At 32.2% G+C, this 21,524-nt stretch carries 21 protein-coding genes and 1 tRNA gene; 10 read left to right on the top strand and 12 right to left on the bottom strand.

Features of this window, described 5'->3' with window-relative positions; all coding sequences use genetic code 11:
• Positions 1-19: 19 nt before the first annotated feature.
• The 8 genes from whiA to X929_RS08920 all read right to left on the bottom strand — a co-directional run bounded on the left by whiA (position 20) and on the right by X929_RS08920 (position 4,801).
• Positions 20-931, bottom strand: coding sequence for a DNA-binding protein WhiA (gene whiA, locus X929_RS08955; RefSeq protein WP_211286765.1), 912 nt, complete (start codon positions 929-931; stop codon positions 20-22).
• A complete protein-coding gene (locus X929_RS08950) occupies positions 928-1,863 on the bottom strand; it encodes a gluconeogenesis factor YvcK family protein (RefSeq protein WP_103067677.1) in 936 nt (311 codons plus the stop codon). The genes whiA and X929_RS08950 overlap by 4 nt, the downstream gene beginning before the upstream one ends.
• Before the next feature lie 67 nt (positions 1,864-1,930).
• On the bottom strand, positions 1,931-2,794 hold the full coding sequence (rapZ, locus tag X929_RS08945) for an RNase adapter RapZ (RefSeq protein WP_103067676.1): 864 nt from the start codon (positions 2,792-2,794) through the stop codon (positions 1,931-1,933).
• A gap of 15 nt (positions 2,795-2,809) precedes the next feature.
• Complete coding sequence (murI, locus tag X929_RS08940) at positions 2,810-3,601, bottom strand: glutamate racemase (RefSeq protein ID WP_103067675.1); 792 nt, start codon at positions 3,599-3,601, stop codon at positions 2,810-2,812.
• Complete coding sequence (gene zapA / locus X929_RS08935) at positions 3,592-3,906, bottom strand: cell division protein ZapA (protein WP_103067674.1); 315 nt, start codon at positions 3,904-3,906, stop codon at positions 3,592-3,594. Before zapA ends, murI begins: the two co-directional genes overlap by 10 nt.
• 34 nt (positions 3,907-3,940) lie before the next feature.
• Positions 3,941-4,261, bottom strand: a complete 321-nt coding sequence (locus tag X929_RS08930) for a coiled-coil domain-containing protein (protein ID WP_103067673.1) — start codon at positions 4,259-4,261, stop codon at positions 3,941-3,943.
• Positions 4,262-4,397: 136 nt separating this feature from the next.
• Complete coding sequence (locus X929_RS08925) at positions 4,398-4,661, bottom strand: stage V sporulation protein S (protein ID WP_103065393.1); 264 nt, start codon at positions 4,659-4,661, stop codon at positions 4,398-4,400.
• A 63-nt stretch (positions 4,662-4,724) separates the two neighbouring features.
• A tRNA-Arg gene (locus X929_RS08920) sits at positions 4,725-4,801 on the bottom strand.
• Positions 4,802-4,897: 96 nt separating this feature from the next.
• On the opposite strand from X929_RS08920, the gene X929_RS08915 reads away from it, so the two are divergent.
• The 4 genes from X929_RS08915 to X929_RS08900 all read left to right on the top strand — a co-directional run bounded on the left by X929_RS08915 (position 4,898) and on the right by X929_RS08900 (position 8,127).
• Positions 4,898-5,464, top strand: a complete 567-nt coding sequence (locus tag X929_RS08915; RefSeq protein WP_233186690.1) for a 3'-5' exonuclease — start codon at positions 4,898-4,900, stop codon at positions 5,462-5,464.
• Positions 5,465-5,466: 2 nt separating this feature from the next.
• Complete coding sequence (locus X929_RS08910) at positions 5,467-6,753, top strand: PhoH family protein (protein ID WP_103067672.1); 1,287 nt, start codon at positions 5,467-5,469, stop codon at positions 6,751-6,753.
• Between the two features lie 80 nt (positions 6,754-6,833).
• Complete coding sequence (locus tag X929_RS08905; protein ID WP_103067671.1) at positions 6,834-7,088, top strand: DUF4911 domain-containing protein; 255 nt, start codon at positions 6,834-6,836, stop codon at positions 7,086-7,088.
• On the top strand, positions 7,063-8,127 hold the full coding sequence (locus X929_RS08900) for a YqeG family HAD IIIA-type phosphatase (RefSeq protein WP_103067670.1): 1,065 nt from the start codon (positions 7,063-7,065) through the stop codon (positions 8,125-8,127). Before X929_RS08905 ends, X929_RS08900 begins: the two co-directional genes overlap by 26 nt.
• A gap of 14 nt (positions 8,128-8,141) precedes the next feature.
• Here X929_RS08900 and X929_RS09945 read toward each other — a convergent pair whose 3' ends face one another.
• Positions 8,142-8,615, bottom strand: a complete 474-nt coding sequence (locus tag X929_RS09945; protein ID WP_211286764.1) for a biotin transporter BioY — start codon at positions 8,613-8,615, stop codon at positions 8,142-8,144.
• 387 nt (positions 8,616-9,002) lie between these two features.
• Between X929_RS09945 and X929_RS08890 the strand changes: the two genes are divergently transcribed.
• From X929_RS08890 to X929_RS08865, 6 genes are all read left to right on the top strand, one after another.
• On the top strand, positions 9,003-9,995 hold the full coding sequence (locus tag X929_RS08890; RefSeq protein ID WP_103067668.1) for a LacI family DNA-binding transcriptional regulator: 993 nt from the start codon (positions 9,003-9,005) through the stop codon (positions 9,993-9,995).
• Between the two features lie 36 nt (positions 9,996-10,031).
• Positions 10,032-11,243, top strand: coding sequence for an ABC transporter substrate-binding protein (locus X929_RS08885; protein WP_103067667.1), 1,212 nt, complete (start codon positions 10,032-10,034; stop codon positions 11,241-11,243).
• A gap of 90 nt (positions 11,244-11,333) precedes the next feature.
• Positions 11,334-12,497, top strand: coding sequence for a carbohydrate ABC transporter permease (locus tag X929_RS08880; protein ID WP_245858699.1), 1,164 nt, complete (start codon positions 11,334-11,336; stop codon positions 12,495-12,497).
• A 10-nt stretch (positions 12,498-12,507) separates the two neighbouring features.
• Positions 12,508-13,401, top strand: coding sequence for a carbohydrate ABC transporter permease (locus X929_RS08875; RefSeq protein ID WP_103067665.1), 894 nt, complete (start codon positions 12,508-12,510; stop codon positions 13,399-13,401).
• A gap of 60 nt (positions 13,402-13,461) precedes the next feature.
• A complete protein-coding gene (gene pgmB / locus X929_RS08870; protein ID WP_103067664.1) occupies positions 13,462-14,106 on the top strand; it encodes a beta-phosphoglucomutase in 645 nt (214 codons plus the stop codon).
• 29 nt (positions 14,107-14,135) lie between these two features.
• A complete protein-coding gene (locus X929_RS08865) occupies positions 14,136-16,427 on the top strand; it encodes a glycoside hydrolase family 65 protein (protein WP_103067663.1) in 2,292 nt (763 codons plus the stop codon).
• Positions 16,428-16,453: 26 nt separating this feature from the next.
• On the opposite strand, the gene X929_RS08860 is transcribed toward X929_RS08865, so the two are convergent.
• The 3 genes from X929_RS08860 to X929_RS09855 all read right to left on the bottom strand — a co-directional run bounded on the left by X929_RS08860 (position 16,454) and on the right by X929_RS09855 (position 21,392).
• Positions 16,454-17,665, bottom strand: coding sequence for a 2,3-bisphosphoglycerate-independent phosphoglycerate mutase (locus X929_RS08860; protein WP_103067662.1), 1,212 nt, complete (start codon positions 17,663-17,665; stop codon positions 16,454-16,456).
• A 45-nt stretch (positions 17,666-17,710) separates the two neighbouring features.
• Complete coding sequence (locus X929_RS08855) at positions 17,711-18,949, bottom strand: ABC transporter substrate-binding protein (protein ID WP_103067661.1); 1,239 nt, start codon at positions 18,947-18,949, stop codon at positions 17,711-17,713.
• Positions 18,950-19,079: 130 nt separating this feature from the next.
• Positions 19,080-21,392 (bottom strand): methyl-accepting chemotaxis protein, encoded by a 2,313-nt coding sequence (locus X929_RS09855; protein WP_245858698.1) that lies wholly within the window; start codon positions 21,390-21,392, stop codon positions 19,080-19,082.
• Positions 21,393-21,524 lie beyond the last annotated feature (132 nt).

The following is a 21,524-nucleotide window of genomic DNA, read 5'->3' as shown; positions in this document are numbered from 1 at the left end:
CACCACCATTTTATCTAAATTAGGTATTTTTTAGAGATTCAGCAATTTTTGAGATTTTTTTCAGTTTATTATACAAAGTAGATTTTTTCATTGATAATGATTCTGCCATGTTGCTCAAACTTGCATCTTCATTTTCTAATCTAAAAGCAGCTATTTGTTTTAGGTCGTTTGGTAAACTATCTAAACCTATACTTTCTTGAATAATTTGTATATCCTTAATTTGCTTTATTGAACTATGAGCTGTTTTTGATGAATTGGCAGATATTAAATTAATAGTCCTTGTTACGTCGCTACGTAAATCCCTTATATCCATCAATTCATTTAGTTCTTGTACTTTTTCCTTAGCGTTGAGAAGTTCGAGTATATTCAATATGTCTTCACGTGATTTTATATATACTTTTGAACCTTTACTTCTATTGAAAAATCTGGCATTCACACCTAAAAGGCTCTTAAATGTTCTAACTAAATCCTCTTTAAAAACATTGTTTGTTTTCAAATTGAATTCTAAATGATAGGATTCTTTTACTGAGATAGACCCACAAGATAACAATAAACCTTTAAGGAAAGATCCAAAAATCACTGGATCTTTTTTTAAAGGTGGGGAAAATTTATTTTCATTTAGATAAAGATTGCTTTTCTTTAATATTTTATCTATTGTTTGATAGTTTAAGAATATAGAACCTGTTCCACCAAGATTTAACCTTTTTTCGTTATTAAATTGTACTTCGAATTTATTGGTAAAAGAATATTTGCACAGTTTGTACAATCTTTTAAAACTATTCAAAGATGTTATGGATATTTTTATTAATTTTTCAGTTTCTTTTTCAATAATTTCGCCTTTTCCTATGAAAAAACCATAAAACTCTGCTTCTGGGAAAATGTAGTCACTATTCACCAGACTTAATTTTAAAGTTTCTGAAAAGGAATTCATTGAACGCATTTTAAAATCAACTCTGATGTTTTTTTTGGGTCGTGTCTAATTTTTGGCTCTTCGTCGTTTATAATATAAACCAAATCAGATACCACTACTCTTCTATCTTCTTCCATATCTAATTTTACTGGGATAGATCCCATTTTTTGGTATCTCTGAATTATTTCATATGGTAAATTTGATTCGTTGGCTATGATGTAATCTAATTCTTCACCTAAATAATTTTCTAATTCTTGAACATGATCTTTTAAAGAATAATTGGTCGTTTCCCCAGGTTGTGTCATAATATTTGCTATATATACTTTCTTAGCTTTGCACAAATTGATTGCGTTTCTTATGCCATCTACCAATATATTAGGAATAATACTGGTATATAAACTGCCAGGTCCAAAAATTATTATATCGGCTTTTTGAATAGCCATAACGCTTTCATCAAATGCTTCGGCATTTCCATCCAACCAGATTCTTTTTATATTTTTGTTTTTCAATACAATTGATGTTTCACCAAAAATGATCTCACCATCATCAAGTTCTGCTACAAGTTTTAGGGAATCCAAAGAAGCCGGAAAAACCCTTCCTTTTATTTTCAGTGCTTCGGACAAAGTTTTTATCGCTAATGGAAAATTGTTACCGTTAATTCGAGTTAATGCTAGCAAAATTATGTTACCGAGATTATGATTTTTTAAGAAGCCTTCATTAAAACGAAATTTAAGTAATTTAGTCAGAAAGGTTTCTTGCTCAGCCAAGGCTAATATATTGTTCCTGATATCTCCTGGGGGCAATATATTAAAATCTTCACGCAATATTCCTGAACTTCCTCCATCATCTGTAACGGTAACGATGGAAACAATATCTACATCCAGATTCCATTTCAACCCCCTTAATATTTGACTTGTCCCCGTTCCACCACCAATAGTTACAATATTTTTCATATCATCAACCTACCCAAAGAATACTTTCTTCAGTTAAAAATGTTTGCAAATGAAATCATTAACTAACCTATCTTTCTATATCTCTATGATTTATGCTTACATCTCTACCTTCATTTTTTAAAATTTCATAAACCTTTTGGGCAACATAAACCGATCTATGTTGCCCTCCTGTGCAACCTATGCAAAAATATGCTTCTATACGACCACTTTCAGTATATTTATCTTGGATGAACTTTGCTAAATTAACAATCTTCTCAACAGTTTCATGAGTTTCTTTAAATTTTTCAAGGAATTCAATTACTTTCATATCTAAACCAGTTAGTTCATACATCTCTGGAAAATAAAAAGGATTTGGAAGGTATCTCACATCAAAGACATAATCAGAGATTTGTGGAATACCGTTTTTAAATCCAAAACTGATAAAATTTAACTTTAGTTTTTTCATATCTTCTTTAATCAACTGGAAAAATCTTTTTTTAAATTCGGTTGGTTCTGTTGAAGAAGTATCGATAACTATGTCACAATAACTTTCTATTTCTGACATGACTTTCATTTCTTCATCTATGGCGTTTTCTAAAGAAAGACCTAACGGATGAGTTCTTCTGCTTTTTTTGTATCTGTTAATTAGCTCGGTTTTATCCGCTTTTAAAAAAACTTTACGAATTTCCATATTACATTTGGCCAAACTTTCAACATTCTGAAATAGTTCGACCAATTTATCGGGATTTTTCCATCTAATATCGCTCACTATAGCTAGTTTTTTAACGTTACTGGTACATAAAATGTTTAAAAAAGGCTCTATTAAATGGGGTGGTATGTTGTCAACTGTATAATACCCTTCGTCTTCTAGAGATTGCAATAATAAGGTTTTACCTGCCCCCGATAATCCGGTTATTAAAAAAACAGTTGGTTTTATTTGCAATGTTATCAATCGCCCTTAAATACTTTATAATTGAATTTTTTTAAAAATAGGATGATACTTTACGTCTTTCATAAAAATTTTGGAAAGAAATTTGAATTTTTCTATGTTTCCTGTAACTAAATAATTCACTTTAATTTTTCCATCTAGTCTGTCTAAATTTACCTCATTTTTTAAAAAGTCAACAATTCCATCTGCGGGGTCAACAATGGAGGAATTTGTGTATTTTCTAATTTGGTTTTCTAGAATTGGATAATGAGTGCACCCTAATATTACCTTTTGGTACTTGGATTTGGAATCTTGTAGATAAAATCTCAAAACAGACTCTGCCATTTGTCCATCCCAATAGCCTTCTTCTATTAATGGAACGAACAAAGGGCAGGCCTTTTCTTCTATTTTAACTATTTTTTTGTTTAGAAGTGCCTCTTTATAAGCACCCAAATTAATGGTGTTTTCGGTGGCTAACAAAAGAACAGAATCGTTCCTTCCTATTTTTTTTACAGCGTTTTCTATTATACTCACATAAGTGAAGGTATAATTTTTCGTGTCGAAATTTGTTTTTTTTACAATGGAATCTGTTGTATTACAAGCAGAAATTAAAAGCTCTACTTTCATTGTCTGAAAAAAAGATAATATGTTTTTTAAATTTTCTCTTAAAAAAGAAATAGGCTTTGAACCATAAGGTACATTTAAATTATCAGCGAGATAAAAGTACTCATGATTACCAAAATTTTCTATGACTTTTTTTAAGACCGTTAAGCCACCTATTCCTGAATCAAAAAGACCTATTTTCATAATCGGAAAATATCTTACCCCCATTGGATACTTTTACTTTGTTCATCACTGTCTTCTTCGTTATTTCTAAGTGCGGTATTTAACATGTCACTAAATTTGTCAACCATGTGTTTGATTTCTTGTTTCGTTTTTATACTGTTTAATTTTTCGTTTAGAAGCAAAAGGAGAAAGATATAATCCGCTTCTTCTCCACCGGTTTTTTTTGCATAGGTTTCAACTTCAGATTTTATGTTTTCTAAAATTTCGTTTATAACATCCTCAGGTTCGTCTACTTTATATTTATAATCTTTTCCTAAGATTTTTACTTCAATTGAGCGATAATTCTTCATGATTTTTCATCCTTAAATGTTTTTTATGAATCCATTAATACTGATTTTGATCCGGTTCATCTTGGAATGAGGCATTTGAAGAAGCCGGATTATCAAATTCTCCAGTTCTGAACTCATCTCCTAATCTTGATATAAGGGAACTTTTTAACTGATTTAGATGGTTTTCAATTTCATCATTCTTTCTTCTTAATTCTTCCAATTCGCGTCCCATCTCTTCTTTTTCATTGTTTACTTTTTCATATTCACCAAACAATTCATCGTACTGAGTTTGAAGATCATTTTTTTCTTTTTTTAATTCGTTGTATTTGTCGGCCAATGTTTCTAACATATTTTCCAATTCCTTTAAAACGTCCATTTGTACTTTCCCCCTTTATAATAGTTTGTTAAAGTTGAAACTAAAGTTATTATAACACACCTAAATGAAAAAAAAGGTAAAATTAAGAATATTTTTTAATTTTAAAATAAAAAAAATAAAAGAGGCATAGCCTCTTTTAGTCTCTTGCTTTAACCAAAAATTTAATTGCCGTTCTCTCTTCTCCTTCGATTTCAACATCCGAAAATGCTGGAACACAAACCAAATCGATTCCGCTAGGTGCAACGTATCCTCTTGCTATTGCTATAGCTTTAACAGCTTGATTAACTGCACCGGCTCCTATAGCCTGTAACTCAACGTTTCCTTTATCTCTAATGATAGCAGCCAAAGCACCAGCAACAGCAACTGGATTTGAGTTAGCAGCTACTTTTAGTACTTCCATCTCTGCCATGAATGATACCTCCCTGTAATGTTTTGTTTATAATTTCGACTTATATAGAAGAAATGGCGCATCTGGTGGGATTTGAACCCACAACCTTCGGATCCGAAGTCCGACGCTCTATCCGGTTGAGCTACAGACGCTCTTCACTAGTAATAATTATACCTTAAATTGACTGTTCAAATCAAGACCAAAATTTTTTTAATCATATGATATAATTTATTCGTGGAGGTAAGATTATGATGAGAGTTAAAGATAAAGTTTTTTTAGCCTTAGATTTCGAAACAACTGGTTTGAACCCTGAGTTTGGAGACAGAATTATAGAAATTGCCGCAATTCCCATATACAATACAAAAATTAATTTCAAATATGCTTTTCATACATTGGTGAATCCAAGTATATTTATACCTGCAGAGGTCTCAAAATTTCACAAATTAAATAATCAAGATATTTCTAATGCTCCATCCTTATTGGAAGTTTTTCCAAGATTTAAAGAGTATGTCGGTGATTCTATAATTGTATCACATAACGTAAAAATGGATCTAAGGTTTTTAGATATTGCCGCAAAAGAAAGTGGAATGTTTTCAATTGACAATTACTATATTGATACTCTTGAGATTTCTAGGTACTATTTTGATAAAGGTCCCTACAATCTTGAATTTCTTTCAAAAAAATTCAATTTAGGGATTAAACAATTTCATAGAGCTTGGGATGATGCTTTATCTACTGCTAAACTTTTCCAAAAATATATTAAACTTTTTTCTTTCGAAGCAATAACCAACTTTATTAAAAAATGGGGTGATTGATTGTGGTTAAGAATTTTATTATCGATACAAATGTTTTGATTCATGATCCTAACAGTATTCTCAATTTTCAAGATAACAATGTTTTAATACCATTTCCAGTATTAGAAGAAATTGATAAGCTAAAAACGAGAAGCGATAAAGTGGCAAAATCCGCCAGAGAGGTTAACAGAATTTTAGATAGTTTTAGAAATGGGACACCATTACATAAGGGGATCAAATTACCTGGCGGAGGTACATTGAAAATCTTGGCGCTGGAAAAAAACGATGAAAAACATAAAATCCCTACTTATCTGGGAGAATCAAAAGATGATTTCATATTATATTACGCCATGTTTTTAAAAACAACAGATGACTTACAAACTATAATAGTTAGTAAAGATTTAAACCTAAGGATCAAGGCTGATGCATTAGGATTAGAAAGCCAAGATTATTTGACTGATAAAATAGACATAAAACTTCTACCTGATGGTTATTACATAAATGAAAATCCAAGTATAGAGGTTGAAAAAAAGGATGAATATGATTTTTCAGAATTAGGGTTCAAAGAAGAACCTTTCCCAAACACATATCTGAATTACGGGGATTTATTTTTAAGATATGATTCTAAGTCAAAAAAGTTCCGAACAATTTTGGTTGATTTTGAAAGCGAGATTTTTGGAATAAAACCCAGAAACGTTGAACAAGTCTTTTCTTTGGATGCACTTATAGACCCTGACATACCTTTTGTGACGCTAGTCGGCAAGGCTGGCACGGGTAAGACGTTACTAGCGTTAGCGGCAGGGTTATATTGTGTGCAAGTTGAAAAGTTATACAATAAGCTCTTAATTTCAAAGCCTGTTATACCGATGGGGAAGGATATCGGGTATATACCTGGAGATATAGAAGAAAAGATGCGGCCATGGTTACAACCTATATATGATAATTTAGACTTATTATTTAAAGGTACCGGTAAGAAACCAGAAGAATATTTAACTAAAAAAGATTTATTGGAGATAGAAGTACTTTCCTACATAAGAGGAAGAACGATTCCAAACCAATACATGATAGTTGACGAAGCACAAAATTTAACACCTGCTGAAGTAAAAACTATCTTGACTCGAGTTGGAGAGGGCACAAAAATTGTATTAACAGGAGACCCATATCAAATAGATAACCCCTATTTAGACAGTTCATCTAACGGTTTAGTCTACACTGCATCAAAATTTAGAGATAATTCTTTATCTGCGAATATTACAATGAAAAAAGGTGAAAGGTCAGAATTAGCCACTGTATCTTCTGAAATTCTGTAGACTATGTTCAAAAAGATACTTAGGGTGGGCTAAGGGTTGAAGGAGTGCTAAAGCAAGTTATGAGGAGGAAAAATGAATTAATGAAGGAAAAAAGTCTGCATCCTGAATACGATATATATATAGACATTGCAAAGGAAGACATTCACCTTTTAATTTATCTTGTTGAAGCTGAAGCTCACATAATGAACGTTAGAAAAAAACAAGAAAATGGGTATTTTAAAATAATAGTACCAGCAGGATTAGTTGCTGAAGCAGTAACTTTACTTAACTCTTTGAAAAATTCTGACATCAAAGTGGAGGTTGTAAGTATTGAACCACATAACGGGATTATTTAAATATATTCCAATACCTAGAGAACATAGTCCTGATATATACTCAGTTGATTATGAAAAATTAAGAAAGCTTGGTTTTAACACTATTCTTATGGATTATGATTTTACTATTACTGCCTGGAGAGATGACAATATTTCAGACAAAACAGTGAACCTTTTAAACAAATTAATAAACGATGGTTTTAAAGTGGCAATAGTTACAAATTCCAAAAGAGAAAAAGTAAAAATTATTGAAAAACTGACTATGGGTAAAGTAAAAGTATATACAAGTATGAAAAAACCTAATACTAAAAAATTAAAATCTGTTTTAGAAGAACTTGGTTCCAAAGAGTCAGAAACTGTTATTATAGGTGATCTTTTTATCACGGATATTAGCGTAGGAAATCGTCTGGGATTGTATACAATTTTGATAAATCCTTATACCTATGGACTCGAAAATAAGTTTAAGCAATTTATGGCTGGATTCACAAAATTTGCTTACAATGTATTTTTTTATACTATAGGTTGGTTTTTTAGAGCAATTGATTTAGTAGGTCCAAATGAATTTAAAAAAAGTGTATTTGATATTGATTACCAGCACCTAAAAGAGAAAGGGTATAAAATTTTAGTTTTTGATTTCGATAACACTCTCAGCGAATGGCATAGTGATTATTTACAGCCAAAAGTGATTGATCTCTTTTTAAAATTAAAAGATCTTGGATTCTATGTATTAATAGCAAGTAATAGTTCAAAAAAGCGTTTTATGAATTTAAATACCCAATTAAGTGATTTGGGCATAGATTTATTGGCTTCTGCAATGAAACCATTAAGATTTAAGATCAGAAAAAAAACAAAGTTACATGGTTACAAACCTGGGGAAGGTGTAGTGATTGGGGATCAACTTTTCACGGATGTTGCTTTAGGGAATGCTTTAGGTTTTTACACGATAAAAGTTAAACCTTTGTCTAAAAAAGAAGGATTATGGACTCGATTTATGAGGTTTTTTGAAAGAATAGCATTGAAATGGATAAGAAAAAAGCCCACCTTGGTAAAGAACGAGTAATTGTTATAGGAGTATCAAAAAGAAGAAAGAAGCTTCAACCTAGATACTAACATTTTTTTTATATAAATTGAAATAAACATTTTGATAAAATCAAATAATATAAAAGGTAATATTCCTACTTTGAAAGATAGAACAAGGCTTTTCATATATATTCCTAACCACATCCAACCTATAGAGTATATTACAAATAAACCCAATAAACCTGAAATAAGGTCTGAAAGACCTTTTTTAAATTTAAGGAAACTTATGCAAATAGCAGCCCCTGGAAAAGAAACTAAAAACCCTCCGGAAGGTCCTAAAATGTGAACAATTCCTCCTGAGAAGCCTGCAAATACTGGCAAGCCTATTGAACCCAATAATAAGTAGATCATTTGAATAGCAAAAGCCTTTTTTGGGTGAAAAAGGTATCCCGTCAAAAATACAAAAAGTAATTGAAAAGTAAAAGGTATGGGACCCAAAGGAATAGTAATCTGTGAGCCTATACACATTAAAGAAACAAATATGGCTATAAAGGAAAGTTCTGCAGGTCTTATTGTTATTTCAGTTCTCCTCCAATTAAGTTTTTTCCAACCATTTCATAAATTATATCAAAAAGAAAATATAAATATTGAGAAAAACAAATTGAGAAAAACAAAGAATTTTTAAAATAATTGGCTTTAAATGACTTTAATCGATTTTAAATGACTGTAATTGAACTTGCTAATCTTAATTATTAGGTATATAATTAATGTAACCGATTACATTAATTCGCTTGATTTTTTACCCAGAAAACATAATTTGAAACTTAAAGTTATTTATTTACGATTATTTAAGGAATTAAATTCATGCTGATTTTGTGTAAACGATTACAAAAATTGTTCTAAGGGGTAATTATTATGTCTTTAAAAATAAAAGATATTGCTAAAATGGCAAATGTATCCGTAGCGACAGTTTCTCGAGTATTGAATGATTCCGATAAAGTGAGCCTTGAAACAAAAAATAAGATTATGAAAATAATACAGAAATACGATTATAAACCGGATAGAATAGCAACTTCTTTAAGAAGAAAAAAGACGGGGATTTATGCAGTTATTTTCTCTGTGAAAGGTGGAAAGGTTTTAGAAGATACTTATTCCACAAAATTTTTAAAAGGCGTTTTAAATTATTTTTCTTCCAAAGGTCTTAAACTTATCGTAGATATCCATGAAAATGGCAATGTAGCTGAATATTACAGTAATATGATAAAAAGTAAGGTTGTTGATGGTTTTATTCTTTTAGATATCAGAAAAAATGATGAAAGGGTGAATCTTTTAAATAAAGAAAAATTTCCATATGTTGTTATAGGTAGAAATGATGAAAATAATTTTGTATACATTGATAGTGATAACGTAGCTGGAGCCTATATGGCTATCAAACATTTAAAACAAATAAAATGTAAAAAGATTCTTTATATTAGTGGTGATATGGGGATTCCCGTCTCAGAACAGAGATTAACAGGGGTCAAAAGTGCTCAGAAAGACTTGGGAGTTGAAATAGATGTGGAATTCGGCGATTTTGATGAAGAAAAAACAGTTGAAATATTAAAATCTATTCTAAAAAAAGGTTTTGAATATGACGGAATATTTTGTGCCTCAGATACTATGGCTTATGCTGCAATGAAATTTTTGAAAGGTTTGAATATAGAAGTACCGATTGTTGGATATGATAATATACCGCTTTCCGAATTTGTGGGTTTGAGTACTATTGACCAGAATATTATAAAAATTGGTTATAGTGCTGCACAAACAGTGGATAACATGGCAAAGGGGAAAGAAACGATTTCTATGGTTGTTCCTTCAAAATTAATTAAGAGGCAAAGTACATTGAGCTTTATTCAGAAACACATTTAGTAACATAAAAAATCACTTTAAAGGAGGTATTATTGTATGAGAAAGTTAGCTTTATTTGTTTTAATGGTTTTGTTGGTAGGTTCATCTTTTTCTGCTGTTACTATTACCATCACAGGATGGCCTGGGAATCCTGCTGAAGAATCAGCTATAAATGAGATCGTTCAGAAATTCAACTCTTCTCATCAAGATATCCAAATCAGATGGGATCCTATTGCTGGAGATTATAAACAAACACTGATGACTAGGTTATCTGGTGGTCAAGGACCGGATCTGTTCTATGTGGATGTGTATGTTTTCGAAGAGCTAGCAAGGGCAAATGTTTTACAACCTTTAAATCTTTACATACAAAGAGATGGTTTTGATATTGATGACTTCTATCCCAACTTGGTGGATGCGTTCACATTTAACAATAGAATATATGGAATAGCTAAAGATTTTTCAACTCTTGCTCTTTTTTACAACAAGGAGATTTTTGATGAATACGACGTTCCTTATCCAACTAGTGATGATACATGGTTTGATTTGTTGTACAAAGCAACATTATTGAAAGAAAGAGGATATGAAGCACCATTATCTTTGGCAGCAGATTTCAACAGGTTGATTCCTTTAATTCACAGCTTTGGTGGGAGATTGGTAAAAGAAGATTTATCAACCGCATTAACCGAGAAAGAAGCGGTAGCTGCCTTAAAGCTTTATACTGAACTAGTTACAAAACACGAATTGGCTTATCTACCCTCCACGTTGGGTGCAGGATGGCTTGGAGATGCATTTGCTAAAGAGATGACTGCTATGGTTATGGAAGGCCCCTGGGCTTTGGGATATATAAGAGAATCTTTTCCAAATGTCGAAAAAAAGACAGGTATAGTTGAATTACCAAGTCTTGTTGATAAATCCTCTATGATATATACGGTTGCTTGGAGTATGAATAGACAATCTGCACATAAGGATGAAGCTTGGGAGGTTTTAAAATTTTTAGTAACGGAAGGACAAGAAATTTTCGTTGAAAAGGCAGGAGTTCTTGGTTCGAGGCAAAGTGTGGCCGCTGAAGATACAGATCCTATGAAGCAGGTATTCTATGATTCAGTTGAATTTGGTTACCCATGGAGAGTTCCTACTCCTACCGGTATATTTGCCAAGGCAAACGATTACTTGAACTCGATACTAAATGATCTTTTTGCAGGAAGAATTACAATAGAAGAAGCTGTAAATTCTATCGAAAAAAATTACAATTCTTGGGTGACTCAGTAGATCAGATTAGGCGTGCTGAATGCTTTTATTCAAGTGAATTAAATGATGAGGGGTTACCCCTCATCATTTTTTAAGAAAAGAGGTGATTTTATGAAACCTAAAACAAGAGAAGCAATATCTGGGTATGTGTTTGCTTCCCCTGTTATAATTATAGTTTTATTATTTGTTATATACCCAATTATTATGATATTTTATTATAGCTTTACCAACTTTAATCCTTTAGAAACACAGAAATTTAAAGTACCTCTTAACTCACAGGAAACTATTGAGCTTCACATCGGGATGTTCCAGACAGATGTGAAATCAGTTGAGGAAATAGAAGAATGGTTTGATTTGCTATCTTTTATTCAATATGATGTTGGAATAAATTTGACTGAGGAACAAAAAGATGCGGTAATTGAATATTTTGATACTGAGAAACTTTTGGAGAATTTTATCGAAGGTAAATTAAATACAATTATGACAAATTCTGAATTTATGACAACTTATATGAAAGAAGAAAAAGATCTATTCAAAAAGTATAGGCCCCAAATCGTCGGATTAGAAAATTTTCGAAGAATGTTTAATGATGATTACGTTAGAATTTCCCTTTTCAACACCTTACTGTATACATTGATCGTTGTCCCTATACAAACTTTTTTAGCTGTTTTGTTAGGAGTTGCAGCAAATTCAAAAGTTAAAGGTGTTAAATTTTACAAGGTTGTATTTTTCCTTCCAGCAATAACATCGTCTGCAGCTATTTCTATGATCTTTTGGTTGATTTATTCTAAGCCAGGAATTTTAAATCGAATTCTGGTAGTACTTTTCGGTAATTTTGGATATCAACCGATAGATTGGCTTAATAACCCAAACACGGCGTTATTTTCAATAATGCTCATGAACATATGGTCTACCGCAGGATATTTTATGATTACCTTTTTAGCAGGATTACAAGACATTCCAAATTCATTATATGAAGCTGCAGAGATAGATGGTGCTACTGGGAGGCAGAAATTTTGGAGGATAACTCTTCCTCTTTTAAGGCCACAGATCTTGTTTGTTATAGTGATGGGAACTATCGGCTGTATGCAAGTATTTGATCAGATTTATTTTTTAATCGAAAATATGAGAAATATCACGATTTCATTTTACATATATAAAAATGCCTTTGAATATGGAAATATGGGGTATGCATCATCGCTTGCGTTAATACTTTTCGGAATCATTATGTTTATTACTTTTTTGCAGCGAAGATATATCCCTGAAGAATATTGAGGTGAAATTAATGGTAGAGAAAAAATGGAAGATTGCTAGGATAATTTCCTATATTGTTTTAATTGTTTACACTTTAATTTCTCTTTTTCCCTTTTTATGGGCAGCACTCGTATCGTTTGTACCTATGAATTATGTTGACGAAAACGGTATTACTAAAGGTACCGATGTAATGAGTTGGCCACCCAAGATAAGAGTTTTTGAATGGCCACCTAAGGCTTTTGGTGCTCCTTTGACATTTGAAAACTATGCGAAGGTTTTTGAAGTAGTTCCGTTGTATTCGAGATGGTTTTTAAATACAGTTTTATATGCAGGGTTTATCACCTTAGGGAACATTTTAATAGGTACCCTGGGTGGTTATGCTTTTGCGAGGCTAAGATTTCCCTTAAAAGAAGTGTGGTTTGCTCTTTTTTTAGGAACCATGATGGTTCCAGCTCAAGTTACCATGATCCCCCAATACACACTGATGGTAAATTGGGATTTAGTTAATACGTATTATGGGATGGTATTTCCAAAATTGGCAAATATTTTTGGCCTTTTTTTGATGAGACAGTTCTTCATGAATTTTCCAAAGGAAATGGAAGAAGCTGCAAGAATAGATGGTGCTGGGATAGGAGGGACTTTTTTCCGAATAGTATTACCCAATGCGAGACCTGCTATTGGTGCGTTGGCAATATACACTTTTTTAGGTGCTTGGAACGACTTTCAATGGCCTTTAATAATTACTTCTCGTAAAGAGATGTACACCTTAACGTTGGGATTAAACTTCTTTAAGACATCTTATTATACGTTCTGGCAGTATATGATGGCGGCAACTATTATAATGACAATTCCAATGATAATTATTTTTCTTTCATTTCAAAAACAGTTTGTTGAAACAGGCAGAGCTGCTGCGGTTAAAGGTTAAACGATCAAAAACTTAATGATGAAGGTATGAGATTTTGGAAATGAAAAGGAGGATTAATTCTTGATAAAAGCCTGCATTTTCGATTTAGATGGAGTGATAGTCGATACTGCGAAATATCATTATATGGCATGGAAGAGACTTGCAGACGAGTTGAATATACCTTTTAATGAAAAAGATAACGAAAGGTTAAAAGGTGTTAGTAGGATGAAAAGTTTGGAGATTATATTAGATTTGGGAAATGTAAATCTTAGTCAAGAAGAAAAAGAAGAGTTGGCACAAAAGAAAAATAATTGGTACGTTGAGTGCATAAGTAACATGGACAAAAGTGAATTACTTCCTGGTGTAGAAGAATTTATAAAAAATTTGAAAAGAAAGGGGATTAAGGTTGCAATCGCATCAGCTAGCAAAAACACAAAATTAATTTTAAAAAAATTAAATTTAGAAGACACCTTCGATGCGGTTATAGATGGAACAATGATAGATAAGGCAAAACCTAATCCTGAAATCTTTTTAAAAGCTTCTGATTATTTAAATGTAAAGCCCGAAGAATGTCTCGTTTTGGAAGACGCTGTTGCAGGTGTTCAAGCTGCAAAAAAAGCTGGAATGAAAGTTATTGGTGTGGGAGAAAAAAAAGTATTGAAGGGTGCGGATAAAGTAATTAAGAATTTTGAAAACGTTGATTTAACTTTAATTGAAGGTATTTAAAAAATGTTTCTTGTAGGAGGGAGTAAATTTTGAGCCTTTGGCAAATAGAGCAAGATGGATATAATCAAGAAGAAAACAAAAAATACGAGACTATTTTCACATTAGCGAATGGTTATCGTGGGTTTAGAGGGTTCAATGAATTTTCCAGTGAAGGTTGGAAGGGTAACTTTATTGCTGGCATATATGACAAATCAGAAGCAGAAGTCCAGGAGATCGTGAATAATCCGGACCCTCTAACAATAAAATTTTATATCGATGGAGAGGCAATTAATTTAGATAATCACAAAATTAGAAGTTTCAAAAGATTTCTGGATATGAGGAAAGCAGTTTTAAAAACAAATATAGAAATTGAATTAGGTTCAAGGAAAATATTAATGATCAATGCCGAAAGATTTGTTAGTAAGAATAATGTCCACAGATGGGCAGCTAAATATGAAATAATACCGAAGAATTTTTCAGGAAAACTTATTGTCGAAAACACAATAGATGGTTCAATTACAAATTCTATGTATGATCCTTATAAAGAAGTAAAACATTATAATGTTCTAGAAATGAAAGATTTGAAGCCCGGAATATTTTTAAAATCTTCTACAAAGGATAAAGCAATTGATGTAATAGAAGCAACAACGTTGCGTTGCTACAGAAATAACAATAACCTTTTACGAAATCGTTCTTTTAAAATTTTAGGTGATAAAGCAAAAGAACTTTATGAAATTTTTCTAGAGAAAGATGAAACTTATACTATTTATAAGTACGGGGTAACTTATACAACGAGAGATAAAATAAGCGATATTGAAAAAGTTTCAGAAGAAGCTTTAGTAGAATTTGCGTTTAAAGGTTATGAAAAAGAATTGAAAAAACATTTTGAAGAATGGGAAAAGATTTGGGAAGATATTGATATAGAAATAAAAGGTGATAAAAAGGCCCAGTTAGGCATTAGATTCAACGTTTTTCAGTTAACCTCATGTGCCAATAAAAATGATACTAATATTAGTATCGCTGCTAAAGGATTACACGGAGAAGGATATAAAGGACATATATTTTGGGACACAGAAATATTCATGGTACCTTTTTTTGTATATACTCAATCGGAAACGGCAAAATCGCTTCTACTATATAGATATAATACGTTAAATGGAGCTAGGGAAAATGCCCTTTTGAATGGATACAAAGGTGCTCAATTCCCATGGGAGTCGACAGATACTGGTTTAGAAACTACCCCTAAGTGGGGAAAAGACTATCTGGGTAATCCTGTAAGAATATGGACGGGCGATGAAGAAATCCATATTTCTGCAGACGTTCCTTTTGCTTATTGGGAATATTTTCGAGCTACTAACGATGAGGACTTTATGTTTGATTATGGAGCTGAAATATTTTTTGAAACTGCAAAATTTTGGGAATCTAGATTAGAATATAATGAACAAAAAGATAGATATGAAATTAATAATGTTATAGGTCCTGATGAGTTTCATGAGCATGTAAACAACAATGCCTATACCAATTATTTAGTTAGGTGGAATTTGCAAAAAGCTCATGAGATCTCTAATTTACTTAAACAAAAAGATTTCATAAAATATGACAGGCTTTGTAATAATTTGGGCTTATCAGAACAAGATTTCACTAATTGGAAAGAAATTTCGGAAAAAATATTTATCCCAAAATTTGGTAACACAGAACTTATAGAACAATTTGAAGGTTATTTCGAATTGAAAGATTATGTAATCAATGAATGGGACAAAAACAAAATGCCGTTGTGGCCTAAAGGTATAGAGATAAACAAATTAGATAAGACACAACTTGTGAAACAAGCTGATGTGATAATGCTTTTATTGTTGTTTGAAGATGAATTTGATTGTAATACAAAGAAATTGAATTATGATTATTATGAGAAAAGAACTATGCATAAATCTTCGTTGAGTCCATCTATGTATTCAATAATGGGCTTGAAAGTAGGAGATACTCACAATGCCTATGAATATTTTATGAAAACAGTAATGACTGATTTGGAAGATAATCAAGGGAATGCGGAGTTTGGTTTACATGCTGCATCTGCAGGAGGTTCATGGCAAAGTGTTGTCTATGGTTTTGGGGGATTAAGTGTAGATGAGAATGGAGTTTTGAACCTCAATCCTTGGATACCAGAAAAATGGGAAAATTTATCTTTCAAAATTTACTGGAAAGGAGCAAGGATAACAATTAGCATCTTTCAAGATAAAATAATTTTGGAATCAACACACGATCTAAAGATAAAGGTTTTTTCTCAAGATTATTCTTTGAAAGGTTATAAACCCTTTGTTTTTGATACTTCAAATACAATATAAAAAGCGGGCCATATGGCCCGCTTTGATTAAGCTCCGTACTTTTCTAGTTTTAAAGCATTTGCCAAAGCTAACGGCATAATATCTAATGCTGATATCGTTCCAAGGGTCCCCTTTGCGCATTCATATTCATCAAAAGATACAGACAGTCCTTTTCTTACATATTTTGAATAAAGCAAGACTGGGACAGGATGCCAACTGTGTGCTTTTAGTAAAGCAGGAGTGGAATGATCTCCGGTTATAATTAAAACATCTGGATTGAGGCTTAAAATTTCTTTTACGGCTTTATCGGTATCCTCTATTACCGTCACTTTTTCCTCAAAATTACCGTCTTCACCATAAGAGTCAGTTTTTTTCACATGAAAGTAGAAGAAATCATATTCATTCCATACTTTTTTCAATGTTTCGACCTCATCTTCTGTTGTTTGACCAGCTTCTAAAACGTCCATTCCAACTAATTTTGCAAGCCCTTTATACATAGGGTAGGTAGCTATAGCAGCGGCCTTTAGTTTATAATTTTCTTCAAAAGATGGCAGTAGAGGATGTTTGGAAAACCCTCGTAATAGTGCAAAATTCATTTTTGGTTGATCCTTCAACACTTCCCCTATCTCTCTTATCAATTTGTTGACTATATTAGCCATTTTTTCAGAATCAGGATTCGTTGCCTTGGCCCATTCCATTGGCTGACCTTCTCTTTGTGGATCAGCATCGGTTACCTCATCAAATAAGCCTTCACCTGTAAATTTGACGACAAATCTATGCTCTTTTCCAGGATAGAAAGTAATATCAACATCTTCTATTTTTTTAATATTTTGGGAGAGGATTTCTACGATTTTCTTTGATTCTTCACTAGAAGGTCTCCCTGCCCTTCTATCAATTATTATTCCATCTTTTATTGTAGCAAAATTTCCTCTTGCGACAACGTCCTTTTTATCTACTCTTATTCCTAATCCGAGAGCTTCTAATATACCTCTTCCTATATCATACTTTAAGGAGTCATAGCCGAAAAGTGAAAGATGTCCAGGCCCGCTACCCGGAGTGATTCCCTGTGAAACAGGTACACTTTGTCCCAAATCACTTTCTTTGGCTAATGCATCCATGTTGGGTTTGTATGCAGCTTGAAGTGGTGTTTTACCGTCTTTTGGTAGATCTCCTAATCCATCCATGACGAGTAATACGATTTTAGAATCTGTCTTAACTACTAAATCTTTTATAATTTGTTGCCTATCAACACTAGTCACTAATATTACACCTCCGGAATTAATTTTTATAACTTATTTAATCCTTTAACGTAGTAAAAATTTTATTTCAGATATAATGTTGTTTAAAGCCCTTTCAACGTTAATTCTTCCTGTTAAGACATCGTAAACATTATTTTGTATAGGGAACGAAATTTCTGTGTATATGGGTGATTTTGGTTTCAACACTAAATTTTCTAAGGAATATTTAAAATTCAATAAATTAGGGTCTACTTCTGAAATAGTTGGTTCGTTAAAGACTTCTAAATCAGTTGGTAAAAAGTTTAATTGTGTCAATCTTTGTATTTGATTTTCTTTGGAAATCAAATATTTTATAAATTTTTTTGCAGCTTCTCTTTCTTCATCAGAAGCATTAGGGTTAATTGCCAAAGCTTTTCCTTCAAGCACAAATACATGTTGATTAGTAAATTCAGTTTTTGGAATAGGGGCAATCCCCACCTTTCCATTAACAGCAGAACCTTCGCTATTTAATAAATGCCAAGCATAACTCAAATTCCTCATGAAAACAGCCTCGCCACTTTGGAATATATTTCTGCATTCTTCTTCTCTGTACGTTGTTATGCCTTTTGGACTAATTTCTTCAGATATAATGTTATTTAAGATTTTTAAGCTTTCTAAAGCCTTTTCCTTATTTTCTTGCTGTTCTAGAACAAAGTTATCACCTTCGAATATCTTGCCTCCATTAGAATATAAAATTTCAAGGAAAAAAGTTGTGAGTTCCTCGTATCTAGCACCCGGCCAAACCAAACCTTCTATTCCCTCTTTTTGAGAAATATCCTTTGCGATTGTAATCAATTCATCCCAAGTTTTCGGTACTTCGTATCCATATTTTTCTAATAAATCTTTTCGATAATACAAAACACCAGTTTCAACGTAATAAGGAATTGCTTTTATTTCGCTGTTAATTGTTACCATTTCTATGGTTTGTGGAACAAGATTGTTTACGTCAAAATATTCGGCATCTTGATTTAAGCTTACAAGAAATGGAGAAAATTCATTTATCCATTCCATATCGAGAGATAAGATCGTAGGTTCTTTTGCGTTGGTGACTACAAATGTCCCGTAAAATTTGTAAGTTGAACCTGGGTAGCTAGGAATCAAATAAATTTCAACGTCAATATCTGGATTTTGTTTTTCAAAATTCTCTATTTGGGAGTTTAGTAATTGGATTTGATCTTCAATTGATTCGACCGCTATAGTTATTTGAACAGCAAACAAGTTAATAAATAAAGATGTGACAATAAAGACAAACAATTTTTTCTTCATTATATACACCCCCTTGTATTTCTGTATTAATTAAATTATATCATAAAAATATCAATTGTTTTTTAAGGTAAAGTTCATTTGTCAATTATAAAAGGCAGACTGTTTGGTCTGCCTTGTTTTGAAAACTTTTTTATATCTTAAAACTTTCAACCAACCCTTTTAACTCTGTGGCTAATTCACTCAACTCTTTTGCTTCTTCGTTTATTCCTACAGCTTGGTTTACTTGTTCGTCTATTACACTTCTTGATCTTTCTAATTGTTCACTTATTTCTGTTACCGCTTTCGCTACCCTGTCCATCGCTGTGCTCATCTCTTGCGCACTTGCACTTTGTTCTTCTGCACTTGCCGTCATGTTTTCTATCCCTTGGTTCATCCTTTCTATCCTTTCTTTTATCCTGTTGAAACTTTGTTGTACATTTACCATCTTTTCGTTTATTTCTCCTATCGTTCCTACTACCTTGTTCGTAGATTCGTTTACTTTGTTCGTTCCTTGCGTTATGTTGGTTAGTATCTGGGATATTTCATCCGTTGCATTCCTTGATTCTTCCGCTAATTTCCTTATTTCATCCGCTACTACTGCAAATCCTCTTCCAGCTTCTCCTGCCCTTGCTGCTTCTATCGCTGCGTTTAGTGCCAAAAGGTTCGTTTGTTCCGTTATCGAGTTTATCGTTTCTACTATACTTTGTACGTTCTTGGCATTGCTTGCGAGTGTTTCTACTTCTTTTTGACTTTCTTTTGTCCTTTCTACCGCTTCTTTCACCGCTTGACTTATACTTTCTATCGTTTTGCTTCCTTCTTCTGCAGCTTTACTTGTTTCATCTGCTTCTTCACTTAGCCTTTGTGCGTCTTGGGATACTCCTTGTGCCGCCCTTGCTACTTCGTCTACCCCTGAGGTTACTTCTTCTACGTTCCCTGCCGTTTCTTCAGCGTTTGTTTGTATCTTGTCCATTTGGTTTTTGAGTTCTTCTGAGCTCTTTCTACTTTCTTGTGATGATTGCGTTAGACTTTCTGATGCGTTTTCTACTTTGTTTGATGCTTGCATTATTGAGCCCATAGATCTTCTTAGTTCTTTACTCATTTCTGATAGAGCGTTAGCCATCTGCCCTATCTCGTCTTTGCTTTTGCTTTCAAAGTTTACCGTTAGGTCTCCTTCTGAAAGCTTTTCAACAGCATTTGTTAATCGTTCAATTCTGTCTCCGAATTGTTTTCTAAACAAATAGGAGACAACAATAATGATAACGATTAGAATTAACAGTATAAATAAAACGTTTCTTATAATTTTATCCAAGCCTAGATCTAATTCAAAATTTACTTGTTTCGGGGTTAATGAAGGTAGTTCAAAAGATGTTTGTAAAGGAATATTGATTGATGTCTCTAATGTTTGGAATTCTTTTGCAATTTGAAGGTATATGCCATCGAATTCATCTGTTTGGAAATAAAAACTTCTCAAAGGTTTATTGATTATTTCTTCACTGATAAATTGTTCATTTAATTTACTTTCATTTAAAGAAACTTCCTCTTCTGGTAAATTTGAATAAAGAACGTTGAAATCTTTATTGAATAAAGTTATGTATGCGTCTAGAAGTTTCGATATTTCCAACAATTTTTGATTGTCAAATTCTTCTAAGACCACTAGAAACCCATTTACCGTGTTTGTAGCGATAGGATCGACTACTGGAAAAATTCCGATAAAATAAGGTGTAGAATTGAATGACTTAGTTTCTATAACCGGAGTCATATAACCAATGTCTAGGATTGTTTTAAATTGGTTATTTAAAAAGTCTTCGATATTCAAATCTTTTGTATATTCATATCCTTTTAAATAGGTTTCAGCCTTTTTTTGTACTTTATACGACGTATTTCTTGAGGTAATTTCCAAACCACTTCCACGCGTATCAGGAGTGTTCATAATCCAAAGTTGCATCCCGTTGTATTGTTGGGATGTTACGTAAGGTTCAAGTAAACTGTATCTTTCAATCAAAGAAATAGATTTTGAAGCGGTTTTCTCTTGAATACCTGGAATAGCAGCTATCATTTTTCCTGATTTCTCAAGTGAATTTTTTTCAGTATCTATAAAATTAATGAAAACGTGACTTAAGGTTTCTAAAGAATTATCAAAAGAATCTGTATAATTTTTTTCTAACTGTTCGGAAAATTGTGCCTCAATGATTTCTATTTGATTGGTTAAATAATCGTTGTATTGGTTTAGTTGTTCTTGAATTAAAGAGTTATATTTATTAATTTGATCTAAATAATCCTGATTTAAAGACTCAATCAAGGCAGATACTTGTGCCTCGTTTTGTTCAGAACTTTTTTGAATAGCATTGGTAATGTATATTACAAAAAATACACTTGGGACCAGAGCGAAAAGAATCAACATAATTCCTATCTTGTTACCGAATTTGTTAAACCAATGAACTTTAGATAAGTCCAATTTTTTCACATGGATTCCCCCTTCGTGGAAGCGTTTTCTTCAAAATTATACCATATCAAAAGAAAATAGTAAACTAAACTGATAAAAAAGAATTTTATTGCTTATTTAATACAATGTTTTGATAAATGAAAAAATTATAAG

This window comes from Petrotoga olearia DSM 13574 (genome assembly GCF_002895525.1).
In the GTDB taxonomy this organism is placed as follows: Bacteria; Thermotogota; Thermotogae; order Petrotogales; family Petrotogaceae; genus Petrotoga; species Petrotoga olearia.
This window is presented reverse-complemented; position numbering and strand designations above follow the sequence as displayed.

Coding starts and splice junctions, on each gene's coding strand:
- X929_RS08925 (WP_103065393.1), bottom strand. CDS start 4,661: ATGGAAGTACTAAAAGTAGCTGCTAACTCAAATCCAGTTGCTGTTGCT.
- X929_RS08885 (WP_103067667.1), top strand. CDS start 10,032: ATGAGAAAGTTAGCTTTATTTGTTTTAATGGTTTTGTTGGTAGGTTCA.
- zapA (WP_103067674.1), bottom strand. CDS start 3,906: ATGAAGAATTATCGCTCAATTGAAGTAAAAATCTTAGGAAAAGATTAT.
- whiA (WP_211286765.1), bottom strand. CDS start 931: ATGAATTCCTTTTCAGAAACTTTAAAATTAAGTCTGGTGAATAGTGAC.
- X929_RS08855 (WP_103067661.1), bottom strand. CDS start 18,949: ATGAAGAAAAAATTGTTTGTCTTTATTGTCACATCTTTATTTATTAAC.
- X929_RS08915 (WP_233186690.1), top strand. CDS start 4,898: ATGATGAGAGTTAAAGATAAAGTTTTTTTAGCCTTAGATTTCGAAACA.
- X929_RS08890 (WP_103067668.1), top strand. CDS start 9,003: ATGTCTTTAAAAATAAAAGATATTGCTAAAATGGCAAATGTATCCGTA.
- X929_RS09945 (WP_211286764.1), bottom strand. CDS start 8,615: ATGTGTATAGGCTCACAGATTACTATTCCTTTGGGTCCCATACCTTTT.
- X929_RS08930 (WP_103067673.1), bottom strand. CDS start 4,261: ATGGACGTTTTAAAGGAATTGGAAAATATGTTAGAAACATTGGCCGAC.
- X929_RS08905 (WP_103067671.1), top strand. CDS start 6,834: ATGAAGGAAAAAAGTCTGCATCCTGAATACGATATATATATAGACATT.
- X929_RS08880 (WP_245858699.1), top strand. CDS start 11,334: ATGAAACCTAAAACAAGAGAAGCAATATCTGGGTATGTGTTTGCTTCC.
- murI (WP_103067675.1), bottom strand. CDS start 3,601: ATGGGGGTAAGATATTTTCCGATTATGAAAATAGGTCTTTTTGATTCA.
- X929_RS08875 (WP_103067665.1), top strand. CDS start 12,508: ATGGTAGAGAAAAAATGGAAGATTGCTAGGATAATTTCCTATATTGTT.
- X929_RS08950 (WP_103067677.1), bottom strand. CDS start 1,863: ATGAAAAATATTGTAACTATTGGTGGTGGAACGGGGACAAGTCAAATA.